Origin of the sequence: Bacillus cereus group sp. BfR-BA-01379, assembly GCF_022663605.1 — a bacterium.
Lineage (GTDB): Bacteria > Bacillota > Bacilli > Bacillales > Bacillaceae_G > Bacillus_A > Bacillus_A mobilis.
Genome location: NZ_JAKUFT010000021.1, coordinates 13,194 through 35,828, shown reverse-complemented (window position 1 = coordinate 35,828; position 22,635 = coordinate 13,194). Strand labels below are relative to the sequence as shown.

The following is a 22,635-nucleotide window of genomic DNA, read 5'->3' as shown; positions in this document are numbered from 1 at the left end:
CAAAGATATGAGTTTATATACACAAAAGTTTCACCTTTACAGTGATTTTTTATGTAATTTTTTTATAGAAACACACTTACATATTACAGTAAGTGTGCTCCAAACATTTATTTAAGTTTTGAGTATGAATTCATTTTTAATATTTCATCAACTGCCCTCTTATACCCACCAGCATTTCGAAGTGACTCTCCAACTTTACGACTATTCCCCTTAAACGTTACATCATCCATTACTTTCTCTACGGCTTCACGTAACGATTCAGAAGTTAAATCTTTACGATCAAGCCTTATTCCAGCCCCTACTTCATTCACTCGTTTCGCAACTAAAGGCTGATCTCCTGTTACCGGAATTACAACTAACGGGACACCATAATATAGTGCTTCACTTGAACTATTCATACCACCGTGTGTCACGAATACATCAGCATACTGTAATACTTCTAATTGGGGCACATAATTAAACAACTTAAAGTTATTCGGAATGTTTTCAAATTGACTTATATTTATCTTCTTTCCAACAACTAATATGACTGTCGCTTCTACATCTTTAAACGCTTCAAAACATTTTTCATATAGCTCAGGTTGTTCATTAAAAACTGTTCCCATAGAAATGAAAATCAATTTTTTATCTTTTAAATCTTCCATAGGAAAACTGCCTACTTCTTTACGCGTAGCAATGGATGGGCCGACAAACTTATACGATTCATCGAATACATCTGAACGCGGCTGATATTCCTTTGAAGTATATACAATCGTAATATCACCAGGATGGTTCATAATATCATACATACTATTACATTTCATTCCATACTGTTTATTCCATTTTTCTATTCCCGCTAAACAAGATTGATACAATGGATTCGTTTCATCTACTTTTCTTGATTCATGTTCATCGTTAAAAGTAATATATTGATTAAAAGCAAACGTTGTACAAGAAGAAACGCTAGGTAATTTTAAAGCATTGGCTATAATACGTCCTACCGGAAAATGATTATCGTATATCATGTAATCGTACTTTTCCCCTTTTGTTTCTTCTACAATTTGAGTAACAATACGTTCTGATGCTTCAATCATATGAGATAGCATCGTCAAAGGACTCCCGCCTTCATTTACTCGCTCCATAATATTAATTTGAGAGAGGAAATTCTCAAACACTCGGAATTCTGCACCTGTTGCTTCAATCTTCTTTCTATAATCTTCAATACAATACGAAACAACTGTCTCTCCTCGCCGAATTAACTCACTTACAATAGCTAAAGTCGGATTTATATGACCTTCTCCAGGGAAATTTATTACGAGTACATTTGCCATCATATTCTCTCCTATCTAATATTATTAATAATTAATTATATTAATTAATTTAAAACTATTATAAGGGAATCTATTCTATTACTTTATATTTTTCTCTTCATTTTATTATTGAGAAATATTTTTCATAACCCACATTATTACTCTCATAAAAGAACACTTAACTCTTCATTTACTGAAAAATAAGAGACTTACATTTGGGCATTTTTGCAGATTTATCATCAAAAATATTATTTTGATAATTCATACAAAACTAGAAAAATATAATTTACATACTGATTTCTCACCGTGAATGTATTTAAGTTCTATGTTGTTCCTATCATTATCCACTTGGAACATATTCTGTTATATAATGAATTTATAGAATTTACAGAAAAAAGGAGCAACTTCATGCTACAACAACTATTCACTTCACCTATTTTATCTGTTCAAACTTTACACCCAGGTTATGAAGACCATGCAAGCGATGTGTTTCTCGTCCGAACAGAAGATGCAGAAGTTATCGTTCGTTCTTCTAAAATTAATGAAGAACCAAATAATGATTTTTGGTGGGGATGTAAAAACCTATTTGGAATTGATCCAAGGAACGTACATCATTTAGAAGCTGTGCATACATTGCTGCAAGAACATACTAACCTTCTTATCCCAGCAATATTAGAAAAACATATTTTAAATGGGCGTGAATTCGTTGTAGCCGAAAAGTTAGTAGGTAACACAGTTCAATCTTTTATCGGGCAACCAGATTCTATTTTATTCAGGCTAGGAAAAGGGCTAGCCGAAATACATAAATTTAAAGCTGATTACATCGGAAATGTGTCAGGTTCCTTCCAAATTACACTAGATGAATTCCAATCACACATTTTAAATGTGAGTAAAGAGCTTGTGAATATGTTTTATTCCGATAATGAAAGCATACAAAATGCATTTCCTACTTTTGAATCACAACTTTCTTCCTTACCAGCACCAAAAGAATCAACGCTCGTTTTAATTGATATGGATCCTACTCAGTTTTTATCAAATGGTACATCTATTACAGGCTTAGTAGATACAGAAGCCTATGCAGTTGCTCCAAGGGAGTTTGATTTTATCGGCTTAGAATATATATTTACCGAAAAAGAGGCTCATGCTTTTCAACAAGGTTACGAAACCATTATGCCCATTCCTAATCTTACAGAATGTAGACCTCCCTATCGATATTTATACCGGTTACTATCAGTTCAAGGCAGCGTGGAGTTAGAAAAGTGGTTAAGTCATCCATCCTATTTTTAAATACGAATGAGGGGGATTATGAAATGAATATTGAACGAAAGAAATCTTTAACAGCAAACGAAATTCAGCAAATGAAAGAGTTAGCTCATATTTGTGGGCAACACGATGAAATTGATTACTCGTCAGATTTACATGTAAACTTTTTAACTGCTCGTAATAATGAAGAGTTAAATGATTTTCTACTTTATGACGATACTCAATTAATCGGTGCATTAAGTATGTATGACTTTGAAAGACCGACAAAACTGGAGTTAATAGGGTTTGTTCATCCGAACTATAGGAAACAACATATAGGCACTACTCTTTTACAAACCGCAATGAAAGAAATACGAATAAGAAAAGCAGATGAAGCTCTCATTATTATAAATGGGGCGTCTGCTTCTGGGAAAGAATTTGCAAAGCATATGAAGTTACTTTATTTATATAGTGAATATAGTATGGAGTTCAAAGCAAAAGAAGTGCAAAAAACAACAAAGAATACTATACAGCTCACTCTTGCATCTTCAGCATCACTTCTTGATCTTATTGAACTTTCCAGTAAAGCTTTTGGAGATTCAGTAGAAAATACCGCTACATGGTTACAAAAGATGATGAATTCACCTTCCCATCAAGTTTACAGTGCTCTTATCGACGAAAAAGTGATAGGAACGATTACAGTTTCTGAGCAAGAGCAATCTACTACACTATCAGGCTTCGCCGTTCATCCTTCTTATCAAGGTAAAGGATACGGAAAAGATATTCTTAGTTATATGGTATATACCCTTATTTCAGAAGGAATATCAACAATTGAATTAGACGTCGAAACGAAAAATAACAATGCTTTAAAACTATATACACAATGTGGTTTTGAAATAAAAACGAAGCATGACTACTATAATGTAATGAATCTTGATGTGAATACATATGTCTAAAAAACTAATTTATTCTAATTATGATATTTTTGCAGACATCTATAATAAACATTGGGGGCATTATGCTGAACACTCCTATCTACTTTTGGAAAAACTCGTTTTATAATATGCACCACCACATTCTCATGTTTTAGATCTTTGCTGCGGGATTGGTCACCTTACTAAGAAATTAATTGATAATACTTTTGTAGTAACTGGTATAGATGGTTCTGCTCAAATGATTGAATACGCACGTCAAAACGCGCCAGACGCAACATTTATCGTCGATGATGCTCGTTATTTCAATATAAATAAGCATTTTCACTATGTTATCTCTACTGGCGATAGCTTAAACCATATTTTAAAATTAGATGAATTAAAAAGTGTTTTTCGTAATGTTTACTCCGTATTACATAACGAAGGTACATTCGTATTTGATATGAATATGGAGAAAGGTTTTCTTGAAAATTGGGTTGCTTCATTTCATATTTCAGCGGAAGAATATGTTTGTACGATTGATTCTTCCTATGATAATGAAAATAAAAAAGCAGAAATGAACTTTATACTATTTAAACATGATCTAGATAACGCTTGGACAAGAAGTGACTTTTCTTTTGAGGAAGCTTGTTATTCCAATGAAGAAATAATTTCTTCATTGGAATCTGTAGGTTTTAAAAACATTCAAATACACGGTACAAATAGAGCATTTTTCATTTGCCAAAAATAAAAAAACTGAATCATAACGATTCAGTTTTTTCTTAGTATATTTACGACAGCAGTCGTTTCATTATTTTCTTTATACACTCGCGGGATTCTTCTGTCTAACATACATGTAACTTCATAGTTAATGGTACCTAACATATCCGCGATGTCTTCTACTGCAATGTTTTCTTCGCCTTGTTTACCGTAGAATACTACTTCGTCCCCAACTTGTACTGGCATTGCTTTTGAAACGTCTAACATAAGCTGATCCATACAAACACGGCCAATAACAGGTACTCGAACTCCATTTATTAATGCATGCCCTTTATTAGATAACTGACGATTATAGCCATCAGCATAGCCAATCGGTACAGTTGCAATCCATTCTTCACCCGTCGTTACATACGTATTCCCATAACTTACACCACGATTCTTCTTCGCATGTTTAATGTGAGCTATTTTTGATTTTAACGACAACGCAGGCTGTAAAGAAACAACTGAATGATCTACCTCTTTTGAAGGGTACATTCCATAAATTCCAATACCTACTCGAACCATATTTTGAAATGTATTGCTTAGTTCCATTGAACCTGCACTATTTGAACTATGAATATATGGAATATGAATTCCTAATTCTTTTGCTGCATTGACAGCTTTCTCAAATAAACTTGTTTGCATATTCGTATATGATTTATCAATTTCATCTGCCGTAGAGTAATGTGTAAACATTCCTACTACCTCTACATACTCCATACGGTTTAATTCTTCTAAAAATGGTTTAACCTCTTCTTCTTGTAAACCGATACGACTCATTCCTGTATCAATTTTCACTTGAATTTGCGCTTTCTTTTGAAGACGGTTTGCGATTTCATTTATACCATGTAAATCTTCACTTCTATAAACAGTCATCATAACGTCATATTGAATTGCCTCTTCAGCAGCTGCTACTGATGTATAACCTAAAATTAAAATCGGCACGTTAATTCCTGCTTCTCTTAACTCTATCGCTTCATCTACAAATGCAACTGCAAGCTGATTTATTCCTGCTTCAATAGCAGCTTTCGCAACTTCAACTGCCCCGTGGCCATACCCATTTGCTTTTACAGCAGCCATCATTGCAATATTTTCATCATTCACTCGTTTTTTAAATTCTTTTACATTATGTTTTACTGCATTTAAGTCAACTTCAATAATTGTATCTCTTCCATATTTCAAACTCATTGGTCTAACTCCTAACTCAATAATTGCATTCCATTCTATTTCACGTTTCATATGACCTTTTACAATATAATACTTTTCAATATGCTAGTCAAACTACTAGAATTTTCGGAATTTTGAGTATGATATAATACCCTTAAGAAACTATTATATACGGAGATGAGGAGAATTACAATGTTTGTAGAATCTGCCTTGCATCAACTTAAAGTTGCTGTTGATACTTCTATTCAAATGCTTAACCAATGTAATGAAGAAGAATTAAAAATACAACCCATTCACGCAAAGCGATCTTTATTTGAAATGTGTGCACATCTTTCTCTTATTTGCCATGCAGATCTCCTCATTTTAAATGGGATTACGGAAAAACAACTACATACTTTCTATAAAGAACAAACACCCGAAACAATTACGCAAATACAACAAACGATGATACAGGGCTACGATTTACTTTCTAAAACTTTTTTATCCTATTCCAATGAACAATTAGCAGAAATTAAGACTGCTTATTGGGGTATTTCTTATTCACGCTTTGAATGGTTGCTTGAAATTGTTGCACACTTTTATCATCATCGTGGGCAAATTCATATTTTATTATGTGAGCATACAAAAGATCCTCACATTGCTTTATTTGAGTGATTTTCCACTCATTCATTATCCAGTACACTTTCGTTGTTTATAAATAGAGAAGCGATAAAACCAATAAAAAGTATCATTCCTAATAAAATAAACGTTTGAGCATAACTTCCTATTTTCATAAGATAAATAGAAATGACGGGTCCTATACTAGTGCCTAAAAATAAAATAAAAGTATAAATAGAAACTGCTATTCCCCTTGCTTTCCCTCCTAGTTGGCCAACAAGAGAAACTAAAGACGGAACGGATATAGCAATACCTATTACAAAACAGACACTCATTATGACAAGAAGAGGCAAATACGAAACAAAGCCCATTGCACTTAGACTAAAAATAGCGACCAGCAATCCACCTTGAAGAACTTTCCTTACTTCGAACCTCTTCGTTAAACGACCCGCAATTGGTGATAGAATCATACCAATTAGCCCCGCTAAGCGAAAATAAAGAATTTGTTCTGCAGTTAAATTATAAGTAGGAGAGCTCAAATAATTCCCTAAAACAGTATACATATTAACAAAAGCCATTAATAAAACAAACGCAATCATATAGCTCAATACTAAGCTTTTATGTGTAAAGACTTTACCCATCTGTTTAATCGGTCCCAAAATATCAGTATAAGATTGAGATATCTCCCCTTTCGGAAGAGAATACTGAATCCATACAGCAGTAATCATATAGACAACGCTAAGAAGAAAGAACACCATATGCCATCCAAAATGTTGACTAACAACCGTACTTATTACCTGCCCTACAATTCCAGCTACTAAAAAACCGGTACTAACAAATCCTATTGTTGTAACCTTTTTTTCTACCGGAAACATTTCTACAACGTATGCTAACGCTACCGGAGAAAATGTAGCTGCTGCAATACCCTGTAAGCCCCTAAAAATAACAAGCCAAAATATACTATCCACAAATCCTAAGGAAAACGAAATAATCGACAGAGCAAGTAATCCAATGAAGATTACTTGCTTCCGCCCATATTTATCAGAGATTGCCCCAAATAACAAGCAACCTATAGCAAAGCCAACAGAAAATATACTGCCTGTAGCTGCAGCTTGTGCTAGTGAAACATTAAAAAGGTCTGAAAATAGTGCAATTAAAGGGATTGTTACATATAAGCTAGACATCACTACCATACCCGACCAACATAATACAACGGTCATTATTGTATAATTCTTTTCACTATTTATTTCCTTTCCTATTTCCATCATAATATCTCTCCCTTATTACAATTTTTTATCAATTTAAAACCTCTAAAGCACGCTTACTTATTTTAATTACATCGTAAAAAGTATGACTACCTCAAAAGTTAGTTAAACATATAATAAGGTAAGCTAATTATATTTCCAAATAAATAAGTTGACCCTTATAATCAACTTATTTACCTACCTTCTCCTAATTTCACCTGCATATTTACTTGCATTTTATTTAATAACCTTTCTAAAACTTGACGCTCTTCTTGATTAAAATCGTCAACTAACGAAGCGCAAGATAACCAAAAAGTTGGTAAAGAGTGCGTAACTAATTCTTTTCCTTTTGGAGTAATTTTCACTTTTAATCTTCTTCGATCTTTAGAATGATGGAATCTTACGATTAACTCTCGTTTCTCCATCCAATCTAATAGACCAGTGACAGAAGCACGTGTTATCCCTAATCGACTCGCAATATCAGAAGGGCTCATATTCACTTCTTCCCCATTGGATTCCATTTCACGTAAAATAAACAACAGTAAAAAATCTAATTTACTTTCCGAAATACCAAGCGGAGCTAAATCAACGTCAACAGAATCAAGAACATTATCAGACGTCCATAACATTAACAAACCAATTTTTGCTGCGATTGGATCCGTATCCGCTGATGCTGTCTTTTTTATTAGCTCAGCATACGGCCCAATCCCTAAAGGAAGAGAATCTTTTTTTGAATCCATTCATCTTCACTCTCCTTTCTCTTCAATTAATTAGCTTACCTAACTACTTTTCATTATACTCACATTTTTCCTTTTATTGCAAGAATATTGTTAGACAAAAAAATCCTGTAATTAAAACAGGATTTTTCAAACTGACTAGCTATTATTTTTAAATAAGACGAAACTCCTTTAAGGCAAAGGAAATACCACCTTCACTCGCCTTCTTTGTAACGAAATCAGCTCTTGTTTTTAACTCTTCTCCGCCATTCCCCATCGCAATACCTAATCCTACATACTGCAACATCTCAATATCATTTCCACCGTCGCCAAATGCAATCGCTTCTGATTTACAAATGTTTAAGTGATCTAATATCTTTTGAATTGCAGTTAATTTTGATACTTTACTATCTTCCAATACATTTATAACGTAATTATGAAAACGGTCAAACGTAAGTAATGGATATCTTTCAATAAACTTTTGAGCTTCTGTTTCATCAGCATACAGACATAAACAATAGATTTCTTCTGACAAATCTCTGCTTTTTTCAGGATACTTCTCTAAATTCAACGTCTCGCTAAGTGCTTGCATTACACGCTCATTATCCGAGTCTATTCCGTTCATTGCAAAATCCTCGGTAAAATAAGAAATACCGTAACCATGTAATGCAGCAAATCTCGAGATATCATGAACGATTTCACTAGAAAGTACCGATTTATGTAGGACTGTTTCTCCACACTTAATATGTGCACCATTTGCAGAAATAAACGTATTTATGCCTAGTTCCATAAATTGCGTACATAAGCTATATGGTCTCCCTGTTGTAACAACTACGTGAATCCCTTTAGCTATTAATCTTTGTATCGCTTCTTTTGTACTTTCGTGCATACTTCTATCAATCTCACTTAAAAGCGTACCATCAACATCAAAGAACACTACTTTGTACATAGGTCTTTACATCCCGTCTAAATGACTCGTATCATTAATGAAATGTACCGTTTTTTGTTCGCCATCAATTTCAATTAAACTTATTCCCGTATCTCCCATTTTAAAATAATAATCCATTGAGATTGGCATTTTGAAAAATGCACGTAATAGACTATTTATTACACCACCATGTGCAACGATTGCAATTCGGTCATATGTATTCTCTGTCACGATTTTAGAAAAGATTCCCTCTATTCTCATTCTAAATTCAATAAATGATTCCCCGTTTTCAAAACGGTCATGAAGAAACTTTGGCTCTGGATATTTCTTTGCTTCTTCAAAAGATAAGCCAGCTTGCACTCCGTTATTAAACTCCATTAATTCCTCTTCTAGTTGAATTGGGCATCCAATTCCTTCAGCTAACGTTTCACCCGTTTCACGAGCACGTTTTAACGTACTTGCCCAAATGAAATCTGGCGAAAAATCTGCTTTCACTTTCTGTACAAGCCTTTGCACTTGCTGTCTTCCCTTTTCTGTTAATTCAAAGTCAGCTCGTCCTTCATGTACATGTAAAATATCTGCTTCAGATTCTCCGTGGCGTATTAGTAGTATTTGCAATCTTATTCCCCCTTCTCTCCTTAAAACCAAGGTTAAATTTTAACATATTATTAAAATTTTTCAAAATAATAAAGCAATCCCCATCAATCTAAGAATGAACATTGTAATCTATAAAAAATAAAAAGAGAAATGGCATCCCATTTCTCTTTTTCACTCTTATTGTTCTTTTGGTGTATCTGAAGGAGGCAATTTCTTCGCTTGTTTTTCTTTAAAGATTTCTCCAATTGCCCCGAGAGTACCAAGCGTCTCAATTGCATTAGACGGAATAAAGACTTTATTTGCTGGTCCTTTCGCAACCTCAATCAATGATTCAAATGATTTATAAGCAAGTACGCGTTCATCTAAATCTGCTGCACGAAGTAATTCAATTCGATTTTGTTCTGCTTTTGCAATTTCCTCAATCGCTCTTGCTTCCCCTTGCGCTTCTAGTTCCTTTGCTTCTTTTATACCTTCAGCTTCTCGAATACGTGCTTCTTTATCCCCTTCAGCCATTAATATTTTACTTTGCTTTTCCCCTTCAGCACGAAGGACTTTATCTTGTTTTGCGGCTTCAGCTTCTAATATGATCGCACGTTTATTACGTTCTGCTTTCATTTGTTTTTCCATTGATGCTTGCACATCTTTTGGCGGATTAATATCAACAACTTCAACACGTTCAATACGAACGCCCCATTTTTCTGTTGCTTCATCAAGCGCTAAGCGAATTTCTGTTGAAATTTTTTCACGACCAGACAACGTTTCATCCAGTTCCATTTTACCGATAATTTGGCGCATCGTTGCAGAAGTAATGTTACGAACACCATATTCATAGTTCGAAATACCATATGTCGCAAGTTCTGGTTCCACAATTTGATAGAAAATAATTGTATCAATTTCTACTTGTACATTATCTTTCGTAATTACCTTCTGCGGTGGTACATTCGTTTGTTGAATACGTAAGTCATGATATACACGAACGCGGTCTACAATTGGTATTAATAAATTTAATCCGGGCTGCATAATACGCTGAAACTTACCAAATCTCTCAACGACTCCAACTTTTTGCTGTGGAATAATTTTAATTGTTAATGCGATAAATGTAACAACAATTAGTGCGAAAATAATCGTTAATGTCAATGCTACTGCCATATTTATTCACTCTCCTTTTTCACTTGTAATATAGTACTATTCCTCTTTATAACAATAACTTTTTCTCCAGCATCAATTGGATCATCTGCAATAGCTGTCCAAGTATCTCCATCCACCTTCACAATACCATTCGCTTCATTTGTAATCGCTTGCATAACAATCCCTTTTTTACCAACTAGCAAATCTACTGTATCAGTAAAACCTTTTGCTTCTCGAAAGTTTTTTGAAATTCTTTTTGTAAAGAAAGTCAATGTTAAACTTACAATCGCACCAGCAATAACTTGTAACAGTAGTGCATCAGGAGCAAATAAAGCAATTAGACCTCCGACAACAGCTCCAATTCCAAGCCAAAGCATGTAAAACGTAATCGATAACATTTCCGCAATAAATAAAATACCAGCTATTATAAACCAAATTACCCAAGCAGCCATATGCAACCCTCACTTTCTTTCTCATTTTCTATATGTATATGAAGAAAAGAATGGTTTATCCGCCCTTTCTTATACATGGGCGCTTACTACAAGCTATTGTACCTATTCACTGTTATAATGAGTATTTTTAAAATACTATATTAATATATTCTTCATTATACATGAAAATCCCTTTCAAAAAGCGACAAAAAATGAAATTCTTTCGAAAATTTAACTTTCAATTTATACTTATTTTAACTACTAAAATATTATTTTTTAGGAAGGTGGTGTGCTTGTTGCATAGTCGTTCATTAACTTACTATTTAGGATCAAAAATATGCATTACTCTCGCTGACATCGTATACATCATGATTATTACAACCCATATGTATATCACAACGAAATCAGCAACATTAACTGCTCTATTTCCATTACTCCAAGTCATAACTACTCTTATAGCAAATACATCTGCACCACTTATCATGAATCGTTTTCCATCTTATTCATTACTTTTTACACTACAATGGACAAAAACTGCTCTATTATTTTTATTAATGATATTATTCCCATTCCTGTCCACAAACGTTGTAGCACTATTCATTTTCATTTTTTTCATTTCATTATGTAGCGGCTGGAGCGCACCATTATTATACAGTATCCTACCTCGCCTTACACGAAAAGAAAAATTAGTAAAAGTAAATAGTATTTTTTCCTTTTCCACACAAATTGCGCAGGCCGCTGCTTATTCATTTACAAGTGTTATTGTTCTTCTTATCGGCGCTACTTCTACACTTATGATGAATAACATATTGATGATTTTTGGGTGTGTTGCACTACACGCTTCATTACGTTCCATACATAATGAACGAGTAATAGAGCCTTCTTCTTCAAAAGGCGCTATTTTGTTGGAAGGTTGGAAACTCTTATTTCAGAACCCGTCTCTCCGTATCGTTACATGTATGGACTTAATTGAAACTTTCGCAGGGACGATATGGATCGGTGCTATTACGATGGCTTATGTAACGACTGTCCTTCATAAAGGCGAAGAATGGTGGGGATATATTAATACAAGTTATTATGTGGGGACGTTAATTGGCGGGATATTAGCGTGGAAAATGAGTACATACATTCAAAACAATTTAATACGCTCCATGGCGATAGGCTCTCTTATGTTTAGTATTCTTACATTTTTATATGGAATGACAAGTAGCGGGTTTATTGCGCTTTTTCTATGCGTTCTAATGGGGCCATGTTATCAAATTAGAGATATTTCTCAAACGACAGTGCTACAATCAAGTGTCGCTCCTACTTTATTATCAAAAATGTATACAGCTCATGGTGCACTCCTCTCGACAGCTTCTGGTCTTTCTATGCTTAGCGTTGGAATTATTACCGATTTATTTGGTGTTCGTACGATTTATATCATCGCTGCTTTTCTTATTTTATGTTCCGCTTGTTTATCTTTTAGCCTATTAAAATATAATCAGACCGACCAGAAAGATATTTCGATGTAATCAATAAAGTAAAAAGGACAGGAACTCCTGTCCTTTTTACTTTATTCTATTTATGACAAACCCGGAATTTTCCGGTGTTTTGTCGCTTGTTCAAAAGCATATGCTAGTTTAATCAAGATCCCCTCAGAAAAAGCCGTGCTTGCAAGAGTAATTCCAAACGGTCTCCCGTTATCCATATATCCCGCCGGTATTGCTATAGACGGATAACCTGCTTTCGCACATATAGTGGAGCCGATATAGGAAGGGAATAAAATTGCATCAAGATTATATTTTTCCAGTGTAAAGTCAATACCTTGTTCTTGCGAAAAATATATATCTTCTAATCTTGCGTTTATATATTCAGGATTCCTTAACGTATTGGGAAAATCTTTTCTTCCTTCTAACTTAGTTTGCCCATATTTCAAAGCTCTTTCTGCTATGTTCTCGTTAAACTCCATTAACTCCGAAATTGAATGCACCGGAATAGTATGAGATAATTTCGAAAGATAGTTATCTAAACTATGCTTTAGTTCATAAAGCGGTACTCCCCAGCTCCATTCTCTATGAAAAGACGGAATATCAATATTTTCTACTACTACCGCTCCCTCACTACGCAATACTTCAATTGTTTCCTTAAACAATTTTTCATCATACTCACCAGATTCATAATAATCTTTTGGCGCATTGCTATATACACCAATCTTTGCTCCATGTAAGCCATTAACATCAAGATATTTTGTATAATCATGTTCTGCTATACCTTCACTTTTATGAGTAGCTACATCCTTCTCATCTACCCCAGTTAAATTCCCTAACAAAATAGCGGCATCTGTTACTGTTCTAGCAAATGGACCCGCTGTATCTTGCGAATACGTGAACGGAATAATGCCTCTACGACTAATTAAACCAACAGTCGGTTTAATACCGACTACAGAGTTTTGAACAGCTGGACTTAATATAGAAGCATCTGTTTCCGTTCCAACAGATAATACTGTAAAGTTAGCGGCAACTGCTATCGCAGATCCTGTACTTGAGCCACCAACAAACATATTATCCTCACCTGTACCGTAAGGGTTTATTGTTTGTCCACCTCTTGCACTATATCCAGCCCACATGTCAAAAGACATTGCATTTGCTAACTCTGTCATATTTGTCTTTCCTATTATGATTGCTCCTGCTTCTCTCAGTTTCGTAACGAGAAATGCATCCTCACTACTAATATTTTGTTCCAAGGCAATCGTACCTGCACTTGTATGCATGGAATCATTCGTTTCAATATTGTCCTTAAGTAAAACAGGTATACCATGTAATGGACCTCTTATACCTTTTATCTTTCTTTCATAATCTAACGCTTCTGCAATAAAAACGGCATCTGGATTGATTTCTAAAATAGAATTAATTTTTGGTCCATCTTGATCATATTTTGCAATTCTATGAAGATAATACATAACTAATTCTTTTGAAGTTAATTGTCCAGCTTCCATCGCTGCTTGTATATCATGAATTGTTAATTCTTTTTGTAATTGTGCATTGAATTGAATCTCCATCGTCATTCTCCTTCTATAAAGCCTTTTATTGATATCATGTATCTATTACTTGTTCATTTTCTCCGCTCCTCGTATATACAAATACAATCCCTGTAAAAGAATTCAACTTGCCAATGTAAAAACCTTTTATTTCCTGAAAAATAAAAAAAGTCTGAAACGAGTTCACCTTCGCTTCAGACCCTATTATTATTGCACGTATACTTCTTCTAACAGATGTAAAAACTCCCCTTGTTTCCCAGCTAATTCAGGGCATTTTGCAATATCAATCCATTCGTAGCAAAATACTAAACCTTCATCTTCCTCACCAGCACTTACAATATGTTCCCAATCATCTTTTACATCTGTTAGTAACGTTACATGGAAGAAATGGCGCTTTTGATATTCTTTTTTGTCTTTCACAAGTATGATGTAATCGGCTAGGAATCTTTCTATGCATAAATGGCGTAATCCAGATTCCTCTTGTACTTCACGTAAAAGTGCTGCTTCTAACGTTTCCCCTTCGTCAACTGTTCCCCCTGGTATTTGTATACCAGCTTCAGGTATATCACGATGTTTAAAAACAAGCAGTTGCATAACTCCTTCTTTTTCTCTTGTTACATATGCGTGTACTTTTTTCTTATATAACACCGTCATAATCCTTCTCTCCCCTCAATTTTTCACTGCGTTACTTCTTCAAGTGTCAGTTGATTTTCATATAAATATGTAGCTTGTGGATTTCCCACATACCTCACATGCCATGGTTCATATCGATAACCTGTAAGCGATTCTTTCTCTTTTGTATATCGAATGACAAAACCAAATTTATGGGCATTTTCAGAAAGCCACTGCCCTTCTTTCGTTTCGCCAAAAATTGTCTCTAATTGAAACTTAGCAGATTGAGATGTAATATCCATAGCTAGACCAGTTTGATGTTCACTCGTTCCAGGAACTGCGCTAGACATCGCTGTTTTTACTTCTCCATCTTGTTTTTTATACATCGTATTTAATGCTTTTTGTCGATCAAAAGACCTAAATCCAGAAACCGCAAAAAGAAAAACGCCCTCCTTATCAGCTTGCTGAAACATTTCCTCAAGCGCTCCTGCTGCCTCTTTTCTCATTTTTTTCTTTTCTTGATCACCTTCACTTGAGTAACGCACTTTCGGAATAACTAAATCTGGCGGTCTATACCCATCTGGTAAACGCCTATTTTTATTTACAAGCACAAGCATCGAATTTGGATTACTAATTACCGCAATATCTCCATCCATATTCGCAATCGTTTCTTTCGCTTTCGGAAATATGTTATTTACATTTACCTCACGCGCCTGCTTATCCTTATACATTTTATAATTGATTCCTGCTACTCCAACAATGAGTATCATCGCTACGATACCAAGTAGTGTCCATCTTTTTTTCATATAACGACCTCTTATTTTAATAATTTGGCCATTTCATACTCATCGATGTTCTCGCCATCGATAATAAGAGCAGCTCTTTTGACACCTTCTTTCTCAAATCCAGCTTTTGTATATAGTGTCTGAGCTCTTGTATTGTGGGCCATTACCGTTAATTCTAAACGCCATACATCATGTAATCTTGCCCACTTCTCAGCCTCTTTAAACAATCTCGTCCCAATACCTCGCCCGCTATACTCTTGCAAAATACCAATTACAATACCTGCTACATGTCTTTTTCTTTGAATATGATTTCCATTCACTAAAATAAACCCTACTATTCTCTCATCTTCAACTGCTACCAATATTGTTGCATACTTATTTTCTATAAAGCGATGAATCATCTGTTCTTGTTGCTCGTCTGTAAATTTTCTTTCTCCTGGTTCATATAACATAAATTTCGTTTCCTCATCTAGTTGCTTACTTAATTGCAAAAATGGTGCTGCATCTTCTATTTTAATCTCCCTAATCACTTCAATCACCCTACCAATTTCATAATAAAAAGTTTTCCTTGTAAAAAGATTTTCTCCACTTTCCTGAAAATCCCTTTGTAAATCTCCCAGTATAATTTGACAAATTTCGATATTACTATAACAACGACAAATTATGTCTATTCTGTGACGTCTCATCATGACAAAAAAAACGTAAGTATTACACTCACGTTTTTTCAAACTCTTCCACTCATTTATGTTTCACTTTATCCATTCACTTTTTCTGCTTGCCAGAAATATTCACCAAACGCTTTAGCAAGGGCATCAATCGATCGGTTTAGTTCTTCCTCTGTATTATCTACGCCACCAACTTCAATTAATATCGCTTGCCCGGATAAGTCTTGATTGTAGACACCATTTCCTGTTTGGAATCCTTTTTGAATGACACCACGACTCACTCCTGGATACTTCTTGCTAATCGTCTCATGTAAAGCCGTTGCTAATTGCAAGTTTTTTTCATAGTTTTTGTTTCCTTTCCCTACTACAAATGCAAGCTTCGCATATGATTTATCACCAATTGTTTTTGTCGTAACATTCTTCCGAGCACTATCACGGTGTATGTCGAAAAAATATTGTAGTTCTTTATTACCAGTCATTGCTTCTTGTACAATTTCCCGTGACATTTTGTAAGAACTATTACTATTTAACCCTTTACTAATCAACTTTTGACCAATATCTGTTTTATCGTTAGTAGCTCCGATCCCTTCGCTTACTAATTGTTCACGAAATCGATCGCCCACTATTGATATGTTCGTAACAGAACTGGTCGCTTTATTCGCATTTGGATCGTTTGCTAAATTAAGTAACGGCAAATAAGATTCCCAACTATGCGAATGATAAATAAACGCAACTTGTCTTTTTCCTGTCGTTTGAGCCGGTTGCTTTTTCTCTTTGTTCGTATCTGGCTTTTGAGCCTGTCCACCTTCACCAGTCCGTTCTTTTACTACTTCTTCAAGTGGAACGCTCGACTCTATCGGTAAGTTAGAATAATTTGTCCCTTCACCCGCAATTACAATTTCTGTATCGTACTTACCAAAACCAGGTAGCTCTTTGCCGACAAAACTGCGTACATCGTTAAAACGAATATTCGTAGCCATCGAAAAGAGAAAAGAAGAAATCGAAAAATCCTGATTTAAATTTCGATACTCTTGTGTAAAATAATGATTCTCTTTCCCAAGAACGTACATGTAACCATTCATCGATAGCTCATTTAACCAATTATATAAATACGTTGACTTTGTCTCTTTCATAGAAGTTACCATCATACTAATAAGAAAGAAAGTCGCTAGTACTGTAGCAATAATAAATAAAACTAACTTACGTACACTTGTGAATTTCACATAAAAAAAGCCTCGATTCATACTATCACCCTCTCTATTCCAAGTTATGTACAAGCTCTAGAGAATAGACCGTCTAAATTCCGGCTATATTGTTTATGAGGTGAAATGAATTGAAGCTACTAATAGGAACATTACCCGTTGTACTATCATTTATTTTTTATTGGCTTGCTAAGCATCATACAATCCGTGTTACTTTACATATTTCAGCGTACTTAGCACTTTATGTACTCGGCACAATTATTTCTATTCATATATATGATGTTTTAATACAAGATTTAGTTTTCATGACAAGCATTCATGGTATTTTACTAAATCCATTTTTTCTTATATCAGGAGCGTATATAGGGATATACACTTTATACTTACTTTTGTCTTACATGATTATAAATATGAAACATGGAGCGTAATGAAATGCAACCACCATTCATCTGTCATATATGTAAAAAAAGAATTGTACGAAAGAAAGATCTTATTACTGCCACATCGTACTTCCGCTTATATTTATTTCACGATGATTGTTTTAAACGACAGCAAATGTTCATCTCACGATTTATCCCTGTGAATACACTATTTATTTTCTTTCTTATTATATATGGACTTATTTTTGGCAGCATTCTTATGTTTACAGAGCCATCTATCACTTGGCTTATTTTTTTGTTTCCTATTCTATATCGGTTTCTTTCCTATTATTATGTTGAACGTTTTTTCTCTACATAAAGTGAAGACTGCCCTCTCGGAATACTTAGACATTCCCACTCATTTTCTTTTAACATTTTACCGATGTAAATAATCTGTCCAATATGCAAAGCGTAATGAGAAATTTGTCTTTCAATTGCTTGCATAACAGTCTGTGCTTCACCGCGAATATATACCGTCTGTAATAAATGTTCTGGCGTTAGGACATTCATCGTTTTAAAAACATATTCCCATCCTTCATTCCATGCTGTGAGAACCTCTTCCTTAGAATGATAGCCACCTTCAAATTCAGCATCTCGGTTACGATCTATTTTTTCACCATCAGATGTTAAAAAATCCGTCCATCTAGAACGCATATTTCCGTGCAAATGCTTAATTATAATTGCTATGCTATTTGTTTCTTCATGGGAAGACCATTCAATTTGTTCATATGATAATTGTGAAAGCACCCGTTCCCCTTGCTTCTTTGTTGCTTTAAAATTTGAAATGGCACATTGTAAATACTCTCGTCCAATATCCATGTTCCCCCGCCTTTACACTAACTAATTTTCGTTCCATTTGGTAATTCCATATTCGGCTGCAGTAATACGACATCACCAGCTTCAGGTACTCCTCCTAAAACAAGTACTTCTGATTTAAATCCAGCTACACGTTTTGGCGGAAAATTTACAACAGCAGCGATTTGCTGACCGATTAAATCTTCTGGGGTATATCTCTTCGTAATTTGAGCACTTGACTGCTTAACTCCAAGCTCTCCAAAATCAATTTTCAGCTTAATCGCTGGAACTCTCGCTTCTTTAAATTCCTCTGCATGTATTACAGTTCCAATTCTTACATCCAAAGTTAAAAAATCTTCAAAATTAGCCATTTTATCATTCCTCCCATTTATTACTTAGACAAAATATAAAAATCACCTTTAAAAAAAGAAAGGCGCCTAAGCACCTTTCTTTTGTAGTTCACTTGATTCATTTGATTTATAGAAGAAGAAACCGAGAATCCCGCCAATACATGATGGGATTAACCACCCTATTCCTTCTTTATATAATGGTAACATTTGTAATACGTTAGAAATCGCGTCAATTTTAATGTTCGCACTTTCTAAACCGTTAAAGAAGCTGATTAACAATGCACCTAAAATAGCTCCAATATAAATGGTATTACGCTTCCCAATCCATTTATGGAAGTAAGAAAGAACAATTAATACAATTGCAACTGGATAAATGATCATTAACACTGGTAAAGTAACTGCGATTAATTGTGTTAAACCTAGGTTAGATACAATTAAACTAAACAGACATACCATTGTTACGATCGTTTTATGCGAAAGTTTTGGGAATATGTTTGTAAAGAAGCCCGCGCAAGCTGATGTTAATCCAACAGAAGTTGTTAAACAAGCGAGTATAATAACAAGTCCTAATAAAACTTTACCACTTGTTCCATATAACTCATTTACAACATTCGTTAAAATAAGCCCACCATTCTCTGATACACCAAGTGATGTACTCGTTGAACCAAGATAAGCAAGTGATAAATAGATTAACGTTAAACCAAGTACAGCAATAATACCTGATACTACTGTTATTTTTGCAACTTCACTACTCTCTTTTATCCCTTTAGAGCGGATAACTTGTACAACAACAATTCCAAATACGAGAGCACTTATTGCATCCATCGTTAAATATCCTTGTATAAATCCACCAAAGAAAGCATTTTCTTTATATGCCGCTAGCGGCGCAGCTGGTTCTCCAATTGGATCAATAATTGCCTTTCCGACAATAACAGCAACAATCAATACTAACAATGGTGTAAGAAATTTTCCAAACCAATCCACTAATTTAGATGGATTTAATGATAAATACCACGTTATTCCAAAGAAAACTATCGTGAATAAAAACAGCATGTACCATTCTGAAACCAATGCTTCTGATAGAAATGGCTTCATACCCATTTCAAATGAAACGGCTCCCGTACGCGGAATCGCGAAAAATGGTCCAATCGCTAAATAACTAATCAATGGAAAAATAAACGCAAATATAGGGTGAACTCTAGAAGATAGCGCTTTCAAGTCCCCCTCTACAAACGCGACAGCTGTTACAGCTAATAGGGGTAATCCGACTCCCGTTACAAGGAATCCAATTGTAGCAACCCAAACATTCTCTCCAGCTTGTTGCCCTAAAACTGGTGGGAAAATTAAATTTCCTGCTCCTAAAAATAGTGCAAATAACATTAAACCAATTGCTACCGTATCACCTGGCCTTAAACGTCCCTTCATACTTTTCATTTGCATAGCACTTTTTCATTGTTTATCTCTATTTTCACAATATGCTATGCATCCTCCTCTCTGCTCAAGATGATAAAATATGCCCCTTACAAAGCAGTGTCTTTCTCCATAATTTCTCCATTCCCCTTATTCTTACTCTAACTATTAATTTTTGATTTTTTTGAATATTTAACTCATTAGAGTGGTATTGCGTGGAGTATAGTTGTCAGACCTCTTTGTTTTTATCACACATATAGTAACATATTTAGTTGAAAAATAAAAACATATTTTCAAATTGATTTTTTTGAAAATCAAAATTATCTACATTTTTTATTCTTTTACACAAATATTGTTACAATCTCACCTTTTATCCTATCATTATTTTCAAATAACTTTATGCACGTAACATAGCAAAAAAGCCATCCAACATAATTAGATGGCTTTTGCATGTTACTCTATCGTCTCAACTTCACGTGGATTTTTCATCTCTTCCACATACACAACTCTAAATCCGTGATCTTCTAAATCTGTCAATAACGTCTCTAATTCACCGTCGTTAAACTCTTCTCCTAATGTAAACATAATTCTACGAACTAATAAGGCATCATTATCAAAAGTCATTAAACTTTGGATACCTGTATATTTTTTTAATACTGTCGATAATTTTTGAATGGCCCCATTATAATCCTGTGTCCCAATCATGACAGAATATTTACTAGAATGAACGCCCCAAGCATCTTCTAACAACTCAAAAACTTTTTTATGCGTTAAAATTCCAAGGAAAACTCCTTTTTCATCAACCACTGATAAATAAGGTAATTTTTTTATTGTAAAAAATACTTTAAAGAACGAAGAATCTTCTCTGACATACCCTTCTTTATCGTTTAATAATTGTACTACACTCTCTTCCAGCGAACCTTTATATTCTAAAATATCTACTTTATATATATTCCCTAAATATTTCTCTTTTTTTTCATCTAAAACTGGTACACAACGATAGCCAGTTTTATTTAAATGCTTCAGCGCTTCCCCTATTGTAATTGAACTTGAGCAAAATAGAACTTCCCTTTTCGGCACATAATTCCCTTTAATCCTCATAAACAGCCTCCTTATGTTAAAATACTTTCTGTGCCATAACTATATTATATTTTCAGAAAAAAATAAATAATTTATTTTACTTTTCTGAAAATTATTCATTTTCTTGTCATAATTTATTCACGTTTCATTCACTTATATCCCCTACAATACTAAACTTCTTTAAGAAAAATATATTGTAACTTACACAGAAAAAAGCTAAAATAAGAATAAGAATTTTCTGAATATTCTAAGAGTAGGTGATTACATGTCTTTATTGCGCTCACATATATGTAAATTTATTATCGGTGTTCTCATTATTTTTATCATTAGTCCTATTCCTGCTTTATTCATTACACATAAATACTCATACATAACTGGCTTTATAAGCATTTTTCATAACTTCGCACAACTTTCTTCTATGACAATTCCAAAGATTGATTGGATGAACGAATCTATCTTTTTCTCAGCAAATCAGATGGTTCATACTTCGAATCATTCAACACCGTTATTCCCTTACATATGGGAAATATATTTTGTATCGATTGTTCGTTTTACCTTTACTCTTGCGATCGGATTCTTCATCAGTCTAGGGATCGGTCATTTATTTTTTAAAGCACCTCATTCGGTTAAGAAGTTCACTTCTTTATTAAGATGGATACCGTACTCTTTTTGTACCGTATTATTACAATGCTCAGTCTTATTTCTACTCCTATACATCGCAAAATTTATAAAACTTCCCTACTACTCATCTTTCATCATCGTTTGTAGTACTTCCATGATTATCGTTATGCAAGCAATAAAAAAGTGGGTCCCTTTCTTAAGTAACAGAAATGAATATGAAATAAAACAATCTTCTTTCCTTGTAGATACATTGTTTTTGGCGCTTACTTCAAATCATAAATCTATTCTAGGTTCCATTATTCTTTCATTCGTTTTTATGGAATGCGTTTTTCACGCAAGCGGACTATTACAATTTATCGTTCAATTCGGCGGAAATGCACCTGTAATTGTCACAATTAGCTTACTGCTTTTGTATATCCCGTATTGCATACTCTCTTTCCTTCAAACGCTATGGACGACAAATCACGTTAAACAACAATCATACGCTTTAACGAGAAGTATTCCAAAACCTTAATTTGAAATAACCCTCTAGAATCTGAAAGTGGAGGGTTATTCCTTTTGTATAGCGGACAAAATAACAGCAAATTCAAAAGCTATTGCAGAAACATACCAATATTTACCCTTTTTCTTTGACTATTCTTTTCGTTTGGATTTATTATAAAAGTATA

At 34.2% G+C, this 22,635-nt stretch carries 24 protein-coding genes and 1 pseudogene; 8 read left to right on the top strand and 17 right to left on the bottom strand.

Annotation, left to right across the window (positions count from 1 at the left end; all coding sequences use genetic code 11):
- Positions 1 to 107: 107 nt before the first annotated feature.
- The gene (locus MR113_RS10605; RefSeq protein WP_242254080.1) at positions 108 to 1,310 is read right to left on the bottom strand and encodes a macrolide family glycosyltransferase; all 1,203 of its coding nucleotides are present in this window, start codon (positions 1,308 to 1,310) and stop codon (positions 108 to 110) included.
- 387 nt (positions 1,311 to 1,697) lie between these two features.
- On the opposite strand from MR113_RS10605, the gene MR113_RS10600 reads away from it, so the two are divergent.
- From MR113_RS10600 to MR113_RS10590, 3 genes and pseudogenes are all read left to right on the top strand, one after another.
- The gene (locus MR113_RS10600; protein WP_242254078.1) at positions 1,698 to 2,576 is read left to right on the top strand and encodes a nitrate reductase; all 879 of its coding nucleotides are present in this window, start codon (positions 1,698 to 1,700) and stop codon (positions 2,574 to 2,576) included.
- Between the two features lie 23 nt (positions 2,577 to 2,599).
- Positions 2,600 to 3,487, top strand: coding sequence for a GNAT family N-acetyltransferase (locus MR113_RS10595; RefSeq protein WP_242254076.1), 888 nt, complete (start codon positions 2,600 to 2,602; stop codon positions 3,485 to 3,487).
- Positions 3,480 to 4,193, top strand: a pseudogene (locus MR113_RS10590) (class I SAM-dependent DNA methyltransferase). The gene MR113_RS10595 and the pseudogene MR113_RS10590 overlap by 8 nt, the downstream one beginning before the upstream one ends.
- A 20-nt stretch (positions 4,194 to 4,213) precedes the next feature.
- Here MR113_RS10590 and alr read toward each other — a convergent pair.
- On the bottom strand, positions 4,214 to 5,389 hold the full coding sequence (gene alr / locus MR113_RS10585; protein WP_242254136.1) for an alanine racemase: 1,176 nt from the start codon (positions 5,387 to 5,389) through the stop codon (positions 4,214 to 4,216).
- Positions 5,390 to 5,560: 171 nt separating this feature from the next.
- On the opposite strand from alr, the gene MR113_RS10580 reads away from it, so the two are divergent.
- On the top strand, positions 5,561 to 6,022 hold the full coding sequence (locus MR113_RS10580) for a DinB family protein (protein ID WP_242254075.1): 462 nt from the start codon (positions 5,561 to 5,563) through the stop codon (positions 6,020 to 6,022).
- A gap of 8 nt (positions 6,023 to 6,030) precedes the next feature.
- On the opposite strand, the gene MR113_RS10575 is transcribed toward MR113_RS10580, so the two are convergent.
- From MR113_RS10575 to MR113_RS10550, 6 genes are all read right to left on the bottom strand, one after another.
- Positions 6,031 to 7,230: an MFS transporter gene (locus MR113_RS10575; RefSeq protein WP_242254072.1), complete on the bottom strand. Its 1,200-nt coding sequence runs from the start codon at positions 7,228 to 7,230 to the stop codon at positions 6,031 to 6,033.
- A gap of 173 nt (positions 7,231 to 7,403) precedes the next feature.
- Positions 7,404 to 7,949 carry a MarR family winged helix-turn-helix transcriptional regulator gene (locus MR113_RS10570; RefSeq protein WP_242254070.1) on the bottom strand — a complete coding sequence of 182 codons (546 nt, stop codon included), beginning with the start codon at positions 7,947 to 7,949 and terminating at the stop codon, positions 7,404 to 7,406.
- 148 nt (positions 7,950 to 8,097) lie between these two features.
- Positions 8,098 to 8,874, bottom strand: coding sequence for a Cof-type HAD-IIB family hydrolase (locus MR113_RS10565; RefSeq protein WP_242254068.1), 777 nt, complete (start codon positions 8,872 to 8,874; stop codon positions 8,098 to 8,100).
- Between the two features lie 6 nt (positions 8,875 to 8,880).
- Entirely contained in the window at positions 8,881 to 9,471 is a 591-nt protein-coding gene (locus MR113_RS10560) for a histidine phosphatase family protein (RefSeq protein ID WP_097864404.1), read from the bottom strand.
- A gap of 156 nt (positions 9,472 to 9,627) precedes the next feature.
- A complete protein-coding gene (locus MR113_RS10555) occupies positions 9,628 to 10,599 on the bottom strand; it encodes an SPFH domain-containing protein (protein ID WP_242254066.1) in 972 nt (323 codons plus the stop codon).
- 2 nt (positions 10,600 to 10,601) lie between these two features.
- A complete protein-coding gene (locus MR113_RS10550; RefSeq protein ID WP_242254064.1) occupies positions 10,602 to 11,030 on the bottom strand; it encodes an NfeD family protein in 429 nt (142 codons plus the stop codon).
- Between the two features lie 275 nt (positions 11,031 to 11,305).
- Here MR113_RS10550 and MR113_RS10545 point away from each other — a divergent pair, with 275 nt between their 5' ends.
- A complete protein-coding gene (locus tag MR113_RS10545) occupies positions 11,306 to 12,523 on the top strand; it encodes an MFS transporter (protein ID WP_242254061.1) in 1,218 nt (405 codons plus the stop codon).
- Positions 12,524 to 12,573: 50 nt separating this feature from the next.
- Here the strand turns inward: MR113_RS10545 and MR113_RS10540 are convergent, their stop codons facing one another.
- From MR113_RS10540 to spoIIP, 5 genes are all read right to left on the bottom strand, one after another.
- Positions 12,574 to 14,049, bottom strand: a complete 1,476-nt coding sequence (locus MR113_RS10540) for an amidase family protein (protein ID WP_242254059.1) — start codon at positions 14,047 to 14,049, stop codon at positions 12,574 to 12,576.
- A 186-nt stretch (positions 14,050 to 14,235) separates the two neighbouring features.
- Positions 14,236 to 14,682, bottom strand: a complete 447-nt coding sequence (locus MR113_RS10535; RefSeq protein ID WP_242254057.1) for an NUDIX hydrolase — start codon at positions 14,680 to 14,682, stop codon at positions 14,236 to 14,238.
- A 23-nt stretch (positions 14,683 to 14,705) separates the two neighbouring features.
- Positions 14,706 to 15,446 (bottom strand): M15 family metallopeptidase, encoded by a 741-nt coding sequence (locus tag MR113_RS10530; RefSeq protein ID WP_242254055.1) that lies wholly within the window; start codon positions 15,444 to 15,446, stop codon positions 14,706 to 14,708.
- 11 nt (positions 15,447 to 15,457) lie between these two features.
- On the bottom strand, positions 15,458 to 15,955 hold the full coding sequence (locus MR113_RS10525) for a GNAT family N-acetyltransferase (protein WP_242254053.1): 498 nt from the start codon (positions 15,953 to 15,955) through the stop codon (positions 15,458 to 15,460).
- Positions 15,956 to 16,179: 224 nt separating this feature from the next.
- Positions 16,180 to 17,334, bottom strand: a complete 1,155-nt coding sequence (gene spoIIP / locus MR113_RS10520) for a stage II sporulation protein SpoIIP (protein ID WP_242254051.1) — start codon at positions 17,332 to 17,334, stop codon at positions 16,180 to 16,182.
- 89 nt (positions 17,335 to 17,423) lie between these two features.
- Between spoIIP and MR113_RS10515 the strand changes: the two genes are divergently transcribed.
- Positions 17,424 to 17,720: a hypothetical protein gene (locus MR113_RS10515; protein ID WP_242254049.1), complete on the top strand. Its 297-nt coding sequence runs from the start codon at positions 17,424 to 17,426 to the stop codon at positions 17,718 to 17,720.
- A 4-nt stretch (positions 17,721 to 17,724) separates the two neighbouring features.
- Positions 17,725 to 18,030 carry a permease gene (locus MR113_RS10510; protein ID WP_242254047.1) on the top strand — a complete coding sequence of 102 codons (306 nt, stop codon included), beginning with the start codon at positions 17,725 to 17,727 and terminating at the stop codon, positions 18,028 to 18,030.
- Here MR113_RS10510 and MR113_RS10505 read toward each other — a convergent pair.
- The 4 genes from MR113_RS10505 to cbpA all read right to left on the bottom strand — a co-directional run bounded on the left by MR113_RS10505 (position 18,003) and on the right by cbpA (position 21,367).
- Positions 18,003 to 18,530, bottom strand: coding sequence for a DUF1572 domain-containing protein (locus MR113_RS10505; protein ID WP_242254044.1), 528 nt, complete (start codon positions 18,528 to 18,530; stop codon positions 18,003 to 18,005). The two genes, MR113_RS10510 and MR113_RS10505, sit on opposite strands and share 28 nt — an antisense overlap.
- Positions 18,531 to 18,547: 17 nt before the next feature.
- Positions 18,548 to 18,877 (bottom strand): chaperone CsaA, encoded by a 330-nt coding sequence (gene csaA, locus MR113_RS10500; RefSeq protein WP_071721684.1) that lies wholly within the window; start codon positions 18,875 to 18,877, stop codon positions 18,548 to 18,550.
- A 66-nt stretch (positions 18,878 to 18,943) separates the two neighbouring features.
- Positions 18,944 to 20,281: a branched-chain amino acid transport system II carrier protein BrnQ4 gene (gene brnQ4 / locus MR113_RS10495; protein ID WP_396022448.1), complete on the bottom strand. Its 1,338-nt coding sequence runs from the start codon at positions 20,279 to 20,281 to the stop codon at positions 18,944 to 18,946.
- A gap of 438 nt (positions 20,282 to 20,719) precedes the next feature.
- Positions 20,720 to 21,367 (bottom strand): cyclic di-AMP binding protein CbpA, encoded by a 648-nt coding sequence (gene cbpA / locus MR113_RS10490; RefSeq protein WP_061676430.1) that lies wholly within the window; start codon positions 21,365 to 21,367, stop codon positions 20,720 to 20,722.
- 244 nt (positions 21,368 to 21,611) lie between these two features.
- Here cbpA and MR113_RS10485 point away from each other — a divergent pair, with 244 nt between their 5' ends.
- Positions 21,612 to 22,481 carry a hypothetical protein gene (locus tag MR113_RS10485; RefSeq protein ID WP_242254041.1) on the top strand — a complete coding sequence of 290 codons (870 nt, stop codon included), beginning with the start codon at positions 21,612 to 21,614 and terminating at the stop codon, positions 22,479 to 22,481.
- The last annotated feature ends 154 nt before the right edge of the window (positions 22,482 to 22,635 follow it).

Bases quoted from the DNA above. Each gene is read 5' to 3' on its own strand.
- MR113_RS10605 (WP_242254080.1), bottom strand. From the start codon at position 1,310: ATGGCAAATGTACTCGTAATAAATTTCCCTGGAGAAGGTCATATAAAT.
- MR113_RS10600 (WP_242254078.1), top strand. From the start codon at position 1,698: ATGCTACAACAACTATTCACTTCACCTATTTTATCTGTTCAAACTTTA.
- MR113_RS10595 (WP_242254076.1), top strand. From the start codon at position 2,600: ATGAATATTGAACGAAAGAAATCTTTAACAGCAAACGAAATTCAGCAA.
- alr (WP_242254136.1), bottom strand. From the start codon at position 5,389: ATGAGTTTGAAATATGGAAGAGATACAATTATTGAAGTTGACTTAAAT.
- MR113_RS10580 (WP_242254075.1), top strand. From the start codon at position 5,561: ATGTTTGTAGAATCTGCCTTGCATCAACTTAAAGTTGCTGTTGATACT.
- MR113_RS10575 (WP_242254072.1), bottom strand. From the start codon at position 7,230: ATGGAAATAGGAAAGGAAATAAATAGTGAAAAGAATTATACAATAATG.
- MR113_RS10570 (WP_242254070.1), bottom strand. From the start codon at position 7,949: ATGGATTCAAAAAAAGATTCTCTTCCTTTAGGGATTGGGCCGTATGCT.
- MR113_RS10565 (WP_242254068.1), bottom strand. From the start codon at position 8,874: ATGTACAAAGTAGTGTTCTTTGATGTTGATGGTACGCTTTTAAGTGAG.
- MR113_RS10555 (WP_242254066.1), bottom strand. From the start codon at position 10,599: ATGGCAGTAGCATTGACATTAACGATTATTTTCGCACTAATTGTTGTT.
- MR113_RS10550 (WP_242254064.1), bottom strand. From the start codon at position 11,030: ATGGCTGCTTGGGTAATTTGGTTTATAATAGCTGGTATTTTATTTATT.
- MR113_RS10540 (WP_242254059.1), bottom strand. From the start codon at position 14,049: ATGGAGATTCAATTCAATGCACAATTACAAAAAGAATTAACAATTCAT.
- MR113_RS10535 (WP_242254057.1), bottom strand. From the start codon at position 14,682: ATGACGGTGTTATATAAGAAAAAAGTACACGCATATGTAACAAGAGAA.
- MR113_RS10530 (WP_242254055.1), bottom strand. From the start codon at position 15,446: ATGAAAAAAAGATGGACACTACTTGGTATCGTAGCGATGATACTCATT.
- spoIIP (WP_242254051.1), bottom strand. From the start codon at position 17,334: ATGAATCGAGGCTTTTTTTATGTGAAATTCACAAGTGTACGTAAGTTA.
- MR113_RS10510 (WP_242254047.1), top strand. From the start codon at position 17,725: ATGCAACCACCATTCATCTGTCATATATGTAAAAAAAGAATTGTACGA.
- MR113_RS10505 (WP_242254044.1), bottom strand. From the start codon at position 18,530: ATGGATATTGGACGAGAGTATTTACAATGTGCCATTTCAAATTTTAAA.
- csaA (WP_071721684.1), bottom strand. From the start codon at position 18,877: ATGGCTAATTTTGAAGATTTTTTAACTTTGGATGTAAGAATTGGAACT.
- brnQ4 (WP_396022448.1), bottom strand. From the start codon at position 20,281: ATGAAGGGACGTTTAAGGCCAGGTGATACGGTAGCAATTGGTTTAATG.
- cbpA (WP_061676430.1), bottom strand. From the start codon at position 21,367: ATGAGGATTAAAGGGAATTATGTGCCGAAAAGGGAAGTTCTATTTTGC.
- MR113_RS10485 (WP_242254041.1), top strand. From the start codon at position 21,612: ATGTCTTTATTGCGCTCACATATATGTAAATTTATTATCGGTGTTCTC.